Source organism: Hyphomonas beringensis (assembly GCF_000682755.1).
GTDB classification, from domain to species: Bacteria; Pseudomonadota; Alphaproteobacteria; order Caulobacterales; family Hyphomonadaceae; genus Hyphomonas; species Hyphomonas beringensis.
The window spans coordinates 78,984-86,814 of sequence record NZ_AWFF01000031.1 but is presented as its reverse complement, the minus strand read 5'-3'; the positions used below and the strand labels follow the sequence as shown (position 1 = coordinate 86,814).

General features: G+C 60.2%; 8 protein-coding genes. 4 read left to right on the top strand and 4 right to left on the bottom strand.

What is annotated here, in order from left to right; translation table 11 throughout:
* Window positions 1-973: saccharopine dehydrogenase family protein (locus HY29_RS06760; RefSeq protein WP_034794522.1), on the bottom strand; the 973-nt coding region annotated here is incomplete at its 3' end.
* Window positions 974-1,135: 162 nt separating this feature from the next.
* Window positions 1,136-1,327, bottom strand: a complete 192-nt coding sequence (locus tag HY29_RS06755; protein WP_155838233.1) for a hypothetical protein — start codon at window positions 1,325-1,327, stop codon at window positions 1,136-1,138.
* 220 nt (window positions 1,328-1,547) lie between these two features.
* On the opposite strand from HY29_RS06755, the gene argF reads away from it, so the two are divergent.
* Window positions 1,548-2,486 (top strand): ornithine carbamoyltransferase, encoded by a 939-nt coding sequence (argF, locus tag HY29_RS06750; protein WP_034794518.1) that lies wholly within the window; start codon window positions 1,548-1,550, stop codon window positions 2,484-2,486.
* A 3-nt stretch (window positions 2,487-2,489) separates the two neighbouring features.
* On the opposite strand, the gene HY29_RS06745 is transcribed toward argF, so the two are convergent.
* Complete coding sequence (locus HY29_RS06745; protein WP_034794516.1) at window positions 2,490-3,803, bottom strand: MFS transporter; 1,314 nt, start codon at window positions 3,801-3,803, stop codon at window positions 2,490-2,492.
* Window positions 3,804-3,907: 104 nt separating this feature from the next.
* On the opposite strand from HY29_RS06745, the gene HY29_RS06740 reads away from it, so the two are divergent.
* Window positions 3,908-4,843, top strand: coding sequence for a radical SAM protein (locus HY29_RS06740; RefSeq protein WP_034794580.1), 936 nt, complete (start codon window positions 3,908-3,910; stop codon window positions 4,841-4,843).
* A 79-nt stretch (window positions 4,844-4,922) separates the two neighbouring features.
* Window positions 4,923-5,861, top strand: a complete 939-nt coding sequence (locus HY29_RS06735; RefSeq protein ID WP_034794514.1) for an Hsp33 family molecular chaperone HslO — start codon at window positions 4,923-4,925, stop codon at window positions 5,859-5,861.
* Between the two features lie 77 nt (window positions 5,862-5,938).
* On the opposite strand, the gene HY29_RS06730 is transcribed toward HY29_RS06735, so the two are convergent.
* Window positions 5,939-6,898: an ankyrin repeat domain-containing protein gene (locus HY29_RS06730; RefSeq protein ID WP_034794512.1), complete on the bottom strand. Its 960-nt coding sequence runs from the start codon at window positions 6,896-6,898 to the stop codon at window positions 5,939-5,941.
* Between the two features lie 237 nt (window positions 6,899-7,135).
* Here HY29_RS06730 and HY29_RS06725 point away from each other — a divergent pair, with 237 nt between their 5' ends.
* The gene (locus tag HY29_RS06725; RefSeq protein WP_034794510.1) at window positions 7,136-7,789 is read left to right on the top strand and encodes a CDP-alcohol phosphatidyltransferase family protein; all 654 of its coding nucleotides are present in this window, start codon (window positions 7,136-7,138) and stop codon (window positions 7,787-7,789) included.
* Window positions 7,790-7,831: the final 42 nt, after the last annotated feature.

Here is a 7,831-nt window from a genome sequence, read left to right as displayed (position 1 = left end):
AGACATTGTACAGCATCTTCGCCACCGGCTCGCCATCCTTGGTGCCGCGTGCGATGATGCCAATGGAGGTCTTGCCGGTATAACCTTCGGCCAGAGAGCTAGGCGGCGGCAGCAAATCCTTCAGGAATTCCATCGGGATGACGTCCATCCCCTTGTGCTTGATCGGTTCCAGGCCGATCAGGCCGATGGATTTGAACACTTCCAGATGCTTGATGTATTCGGCGCCAAAGGTCATCCAGAAGCGGATCTGCTTCAGGCCCTTGATGTGCTTGACTAGGCTTTCCTCTTCCTCGTGATAGATGAGGTATGAGGCTTTCGGGCCGACTTCCGGATAGTCGATCATCGTCTTGATCGACAGGGCGGGGATCTCGATCCACTCGCCGTCTTTCCAGTATTTGCCGTCCTGCGTCACTTCGCGAAGATTGATCTCCGGGTTGAAGTTCGTGGCGAAGGTCTTGCCATGGTCACCGGCATTGCAGTCGACAATGTCGATATATTCGATTTCGTCGAACAGGAATTCCTGGGCATAGGCGCAGAAAATGTTCGTTACGCCCGGATCGAACCCACAGCCCAGAATGGCGGTCAGGCCGGCCTGTTTGAACTTGTCCTGATAGGCCCACTGCCAGTGGTATTCGAACTTCGCGACATCGCGCGGTTCATAGTTTGCCGTGTCCATATAGTTGCAGCCTGCTTCCAGGCAGGCATCCATGATCGGCAGGTCCTGATAGGGCAGGGCCATGTTGATCAGCAGGTCCGGCTTCACCTTATTGATGAGGGCGACGACCTCTTCGACGTTGTCGGCGTCCACCTGGCTGATCTCGATCGGCGTTTTGCAGAGCGCGGCAACCTTCTCGCAGCTTTCGATGCGGCGCGAGGCGAGGTGGATGTGTTTGAATGTGTCGCGATCCATGGCGCATTTCTGTGCGACGACAGATCCGGCGGCACCGGCACCGATGATGAGGACATTGTCCATATTGCTTGAGTCTCCCTGACTGTCTGGGCGGCTGTTCTGCCCTGTGACATAGGGCAATCCCGGCCGGTTCGCCAGTCTGGAGATGAGACATGCCGCGACGCAGGAGGCGTGTTTCGGGGAGGAAACGGTGGGCACACATCCTGCGCCGCGACAATTCGGGGATCAGGCGGCTTTCAGGCCCGGATCGAGACGGCTGATTTCCTCGCGGAGCCAGCTGCGATGCTTTTCCAGCCGTGTGATCATGCTGATCGATGTTTCCGGCCGGCAGGTCAGTTCTTCACGCCAGGCTTCCAGCACGGTGACCTGATTTTTCAGCCAGCAAAGCATGGCAGTGTCATCCATCGGCAGGCACATGAGGCTCTCCATTTGATTTGCGAGTCATTCTCAAATTCTGTGTCTCACAGTCGAGTTGAGTTTGCAAGTCATTCTCAATTAGTTTTTTGTCATTTTCCGCACCCGCTCGTCCGGGCCCGGTCAAGCCGCGTCAGGGCCTATTTCGCCTTTTACTGGTGCTGCGGGCGAAAACGCGCTATGCCCCCGGGCTTCGCGAAGCCCCCATAGGGAGTAAGACTGCATGACCGAGAAGACGAGCCTGCGCCATTTCATTGACTTGTGGCATCTGGAATCCGCTGAACTGCGAGAGATTCTGGATATGGCCCATGCCATGAAGACAGCGCGTGCAGGCTGGCCGAAGGGCCGCGTCGATACCGGGGCGCCTCTGGAAGGGCACACGCTGGCGATGATCTTCGAGAAATCCTCCACGCGGACACGCTTCTCCTTCGACATGGGGATGCGCCAGCTAGGTGGCTCGTCCATCACGGCGACCTCCAGCGACATGCAGCTTGGCCGCGGCGAGACGGTGGAAGATACGGCCCGTGTCCTGTCGCGTTTTGTCGACGCGGTGATGATCCGCGCCAATGACCACTCCGATGTTGAGGCCTTCGCGGCCAATGCGACCGTGCCGGTCATCAATGGCCTGACGGACCGCTCGCACCCATGTCAGATCATGGCGGATTTGCAGACGCTGGAAGAGAACGGGCTGGAGCTGCGCGGCGCGCGGCTTGCCTGGGTGGGCGATGGCAACAATGTCTGCGCCAGCTTCATTCATGCGGCGGCGAAATTCGGCTTCTCCCTGGCGGTCGGCACGCCGGCCCGGTTCGCGCCGGACGATGAGGATCTCGACATCGCCCGCGAACTGCAGGGCAAGATCGACCTCTATGATACGGCGGAAGAAGCTGTTGCTGGTGCTGACGTTGTGATCGCGGACACGTTCGTCTCCATGGGCGATGCCGATGCCGAGCGCAGGCTGGAAGTTCTGGAACCCTATGCGGTGACGGAAGAACTGATGGAGCTGGCGAATGGCGGCGCGAAATTCCTGCACTGCCTGCCGGCCCACCGGGGTGAGGAAGTAGACGCGGAAGTCATCGATGGACCGCAAAGCCTTGTCTTCGACGAAGCCGAAAACCGCCTGCACGCCCAGAAGGCCGTGCTGCGCTGGTGTCTGGATAAGTAGCGTCTAGTCGCTGTCCTGCTGCACTTCGGCCAGGCCGAATGCGACGGGAATGGCCAGCGCGCTCATCACCGCCAGCAGGCCGATGACGGCGGCATTGCCCGCATATTCCGCGACAAGGCTGAAGCCCCCGCCCAGCACGAGCAGGCCCCCAATGATCGTGTTGGAGAGGGCGGTATAGGCCGCGCGGGTGTCCTGGCTGGCCATGTCAACGAGGTGCGTCGAGCGGCCAAGGCGCACGCCCTGATAGGCAATCATCAGCCCGAACAGCACCAGTGGCAGCGCCCAGACCTGCTCCAGCAGGCCGCTGAGATGCAGGCCCAGTGTCGCTGCCAGAGCAATCGTTGCCGCCGTGGCCGTCAGGATCAGCACTTTCCGGCTGGAGCGGTCCGCCAGCCGTCCCCAGACATAGGAGCTGACAAGGCCCGCCCCTGAAGAGGCGATGACCAGCAGGCCCAGCCCGCCGAACATCTGCCCGGCCTGATCCTTGTCTGTGCCAAGCGCCACCATGAAGGGCGGGGCGAGGGCGGTGGAGATCAACAGGCCGCGCGTCAGGATGAACCGGCGCAGCTGTTTGTCCTCAACCAGCAGCGAGAAATTGTCCTTGAAGGACTGAATCGGGTTGCCGCCGCCTTCTGTAGAGCCGGGATCCTCCTTCAGCGTGGTGAAAACCAGCGCCGCTGCGATCCAGAGCGCACCTGCCAGGAACAGGCCTGTCGCGACGATGTTCATCCGGTCAATCAGGCCGAGGCTGAGCAGGCCGCCATAGGCGAGCACCGCGGCTGCGCCAATCGTACTGGCCGCTCCGGTCGCCGTGCCCCGGCGCGATTTGGAGACCGTCTTGCCCAGCACATCCTTGTAGGTGACCGAACAGACAGACCGCGCAATCGCCAGCACGGCCAGTGCGCCGACGATGACAAAGCCAGCCGCGCGTCCCTCCAGCGTCAGGGCGGCAAGCCCGATACAGGCAGCCGAAAGCCCCTGCACGGTAGAGCCCACGGCCCATGCCCATTTGCGCTGGGGCAGCTGTCGCAGAGATGCCGCCGTGAACAGCTGCGGCAACAGCGCGCCAGCCTCTCGCACAGGCACCAGCAGGCCGATCATGAAGGCCGGGGCGCCCAGCGTTGTCAGCAGCCAGCTCAGCACCAGTTTCGGGTCAATCAACCCGTCCGAGATCTTGCTGGCCGACAGGCTGGTAATGTGTTTGAGGAAGTTTCCGGATTCCGCGTTGCATGCGCTTTCGGGGATATCCTTGCACACCCGGCCATCATCGCCGGAGGTGAGCATTTGCATGACGGTTTTACGCGTATTTTCAGACATGACGGGCTAAATAGCGCAGCCTGAAAAATCGGCAATGTTCACGATTGGGTGTCTGGCAGGCAAAAGCGCTGGAAGCGGGCCGCGAACGCGCTACACATCTGTATATGGCTGACACGAATTTTGTCCCCGCGAAGTTTTCCGATCCCGATGTGACTGCCAAGGGAGAGACCCGCGCCAGCGTTGGCTGGACGGGCCTGAAGACGCTGTGGCTGAACACCGGCACGCTCTGCAATATCGAGTGCGCGAACTGCTATATCGAAAGCTCTCCGACCAATGACCGGCTTGTCTATCTGACGCGTGCCGATGTGCGCCCCTTTCTGGAAGAGATCGACGGCACTGTTGAGATCGGCATTACCGGCGGAGAGCCGTTCATGTGCCCGGAAATCCTGGGCATCATGGAAGACGTGATGTCGCGCGGGCACAGCCTGCTGCTGCTGACCAATGCGATGCGCCCGATGATGCGCCCACGCCTGCAGCAGGGGCTTGAGGCGCTCGCCGCGCAATATGGCCCCCGTATGGTGCTGCGCGTCTCGCTCGATTCCCATGATCCGGCGATCCATGATGCAGAGCGGGGAGCAGGGGCCTTTGAGGAGGCCTGCAAGGGGCTCCGCTGGCTAGGTGAACGCGGCGTACAGGTCGCGCTGGCAGGCCGACAGGCCCTGAATGAGGATGATTCCACGGCGCGCGCCGCCTATGGCGCTCTGGCTGCTTCGCTGGGTCTGAAGCTAAACCCCGCCGACACGAAACACTTGGTTCTGTTCCCGGAAATGATCGCCCGCGATGATCCGCCAGAGATCACGACCGATTGCTGGGGCATTCTGGGCAAGTCGGCGGACGACATCATGTGCGCCAATCAGCGTATGGTGATCCGCCGCAAGGGCGCGGGCCGGGCCACGGTCACCGCCTGCACGCTGCTGGTGGATGACCCGGCCTTCGAATTGGGGGAGACCCTGGCCGAGGCGACAGCCGATCCGGTGAAGCTGAACCATCCCTGGTGCGCCAGCTTCTGTGTCCTAGGCGGCGGCAGCTGTTCGGCCTAGCTGCCGGGCTTGGCATACCCACCTCTTGCGATAGGGGCGGGGCGCTGCCACATGGGGGCACCAATTCGAGGTATTTGCCATGTCCGACGCAGCCTATGCCGTCACCGATTTCGTCACGAACTTCCAGATCGTGGACCGTCCCGTTCGCGGGCGGGCCGTGCGCATGGGTCAGGGCAGCCTGTCGGGCATCCTTCGCCGCCACGACTACCCCACCAATCTGGCCCGCATCCTGGGTGAAGCGGTCACGCTGGCCACGCTGGTAGGTGCCTCGCTGAAATTCAATGGCCGCCTTCTGGTACAGGCCGAGGGCGATGGCCCGGTCTCCATGCTGGTCGGCGAATACCGTACCGATGGCGGCGTGCGTGGCTATGCGCGCTTTGATCCCGAGGCCTGGGCGCATCTGGACAAGGTGAACAAGGGCGCGGCCCCGCACATGCCCCAGCTGTTCGGCCCGAATGGCCGACTGGGCCTGATCATCATTCAGGACAATCCGTCGATCCAGCCCTATCAGGGCATTGTGCCGCTGGAAAAAGGCACCCTGTCTGAATGCGCGGAAGACTATTTCGCCATGTCCGAACAGGTGCCGACCCGGATCAAGCTGTCAGTGGCCGAGCTGGACCGCAAGGGCGAGCCTGGCGTCTGGGTCTCTGGCGGCATGATGGTGCAGAAGATTGCCAATGATGATGCGCGTGGAGATACCGATGATGCCTGGCGCGAAGCCGAGGCCCTGTTTGCGACGCTGACCGACGCCGAACTCGCCGATCCGGATCTGCCGATGCAGGATCTGCTGTTCCGCCTGTTCCACGAACGCGGCGTGACGATGGAGACCCCGCAGGCGCTGGACGATCGCTGTACCTGTAATCAGGACCGGTTGCTGGAGACGCTGCGCCAGATGCCGGACGAGTCCCTGAAGGAGATGGTCGAGCCGGATGGCACGCTGGCCATCGATTGTCAGTTCTGCAACCGGCACTATGCCATCCCGATTGAGGATGTGACCGGCAACCCGAACCAGGACTGATATGAAAAGCCCCTCACTTTCGAAAAGGTGAGGGGCTTTTTTCGGTCTTGCGGTTGGCAGGTGCCGCTTGGCCTTGCTTACTGGTCTTGTGTCAGGGCCATGATCTGCATGGCGAAATCAACATCGCCCTTGGCCATCGCCGTTTCGAAGAAGGTCTTCTTGTCCTTGCCGCGCGGCTCCATGATATCTGCGCCATTATTGTGCAGCATGGTCAGCAGTTTCAGAGTCGGCTCGTAGTGGCGGCTGCTTGAAGGGTAGGAGACATAGTTCATCAGGCTTGCGCCGGTGTCATCCTTGGCTTTCGTATCTGCGCCAAGGGCAATCAAAAGTTTGATTCCTACCATTTCTTCCCGGTCTCCTCCCCATGTCGATAGGGACAGCATAAGTGGGGTCGCGCCTGGATTGATCGGTTTTTCTTTATGAGGGCCAAGTGTCCTCTCAATTTTGAGGGGGGCATCCACATCTGTGCCATAGGCAATCAGGGTGGCCATGATGTTGAGATATTTCTCAAGGCTCTGTTCTCTGTGGCGATGAGCTCCGCGCCACGCGCAGTGATGCAATGGGGTAAATCCATAATCATCATAGAAGTTGACATCGACACCTTCCTCCACGACCAACTTTTGGGTCGTCATAAATCCGATATCGGTGCCCCAGCACACATATGATATGGGACGGCGGCCATTCTCGGTTTCGGCATTCAAGTCGAAATTGCCACTCAGAAGATACTCGGTAACGTAACTGTCGGGGTTGCAATCGCCATCACTGGACTGGGAATAGGAAGGTATATGGCAGCTTGTGTAGCTGATCGTACCTGGCCCGTAGAGGTAATAGGGCAAGGGCTTCCCGGTTGACAGGTTTTCGGGGTCAACAAGGCCCTGGCCAATGTAGAAATTCGCTTTTTCAAAATCTCTTTGCAGCACGAACTTGATAAACTGGCTTTCATTATCGTCCAGGTATTTGGCTTGTGCGTGAGCACTGGCTTGTGTCGCGAAAGCGAGCGTTGCAGCGGCGATAGCCAGACGGATGGCTGATTTCATTTGGATGCCTCCCCCATTTTCAAATTTCCGGTCGCGGTCCCTGTCCGCTGGGAAAAACCGTGACCCATTCAAACGCGATGAGAACCGGTCACACACCCGGCCCATAAGCACTCATACGAACTGCAACATTAACAAAAAGCAACAACAAGCTTTACGATCAGGCGTGCCGTCGGCCAGAGTGCCTGCTGCAGATGTAGGTCATTGCGTACGGGCGCGTGCGCTGGCAGAGGGGAAGGCATGAATTTCAAATGGCTTCCCAATGCGCTGACCATAGCGCGGTGCGTTTTTGCCGGCCTCTTGCTGCTCGGCTTCTGGCAGGCGCTGAGCCTGGACCCGGCCGAGGCGGGCCTCAGCGCGGACGATTCCGCCGTGCGCACGACGCTGCAACAGCTGTGGTACCAGTTTGCCTTTCTGGCCTTCCTCTCCGGCGCACTGACGGACTTTCTGGATGGCTGGCTGGCACGGCAGCTGGATGCGCATAGCCGGTTCGGCGTCTGGCTGGACCCGATTGCCGACAAGCTGTTGATTGCGGCGGCGCTGATCTGCCTGTCGATCCAGTTCCGCAGCTGGCTGATCTATATTCCGGCGGCGATGATCATTGCGCGGGATGTGTTCATCACCTGGTTCCGGGCGACGCCCAAGGGAAGCGCCGTGATCGTGCCGTCCAATATGGCGAAGTGGAAAACCGGGTTCGAGATGGCGGCGATTATCGGCATGATGCTGCCACTGGCCATCTTTGCGCCAGACCCGCAGCGTCTTCAGGGTGAAGAGGTGTCGCTGGCCGTTCTGGCCATCGTGTTTGCCGTGGTGGGCCTGCTCTGGGTGGCGGCGATCCTGTCCTGGCAGACGGCCTGGCAATACATGAAGGCTGCGCTGCGCCCGAAGGGCTGAGGCCTGTCTCCCAATCCGAAGACCGCAAAAAAGAACGCTGGC

Bases quoted from the DNA above. Each gene is read 5' to 3' on its own strand.
- HY29_RS06725 (WP_034794510.1), top strand. From the start codon at position 7,136: ATGAATTTCAAATGGCTTCCCAATGCGCTGACCATAGCGCGGTGCGTT.
- HY29_RS06755 (WP_155838233.1), bottom strand. From the start codon at position 1,327: ATGTGCCTGCCGATGGATGACACTGCCATGCTTTGCTGGCTGAAAAAT.
- HY29_RS06745 (WP_034794516.1), bottom strand. From the start codon at position 3,803: ATGTCTGAAAATACGCGTAAAACCGTCATGCAAATGCTCACCTCCGGC.
- HY29_RS06735 (WP_034794514.1), top strand. From the start codon at position 4,923: ATGTCCGACGCAGCCTATGCCGTCACCGATTTCGTCACGAACTTCCAG.
- argF (WP_034794518.1), top strand. From the start codon at position 1,548: ATGACCGAGAAGACGAGCCTGCGCCATTTCATTGACTTGTGGCATCTG.
- HY29_RS06740 (WP_034794580.1), top strand. From the start codon at position 3,908: ATGGCTGACACGAATTTTGTCCCCGCGAAGTTTTCCGATCCCGATGTG.
- HY29_RS06730 (WP_034794512.1), bottom strand. From the start codon at position 6,898: ATGAAATCAGCCATCCGTCTGGCTATCGCCGCTGCAACGCTCGCTTTC.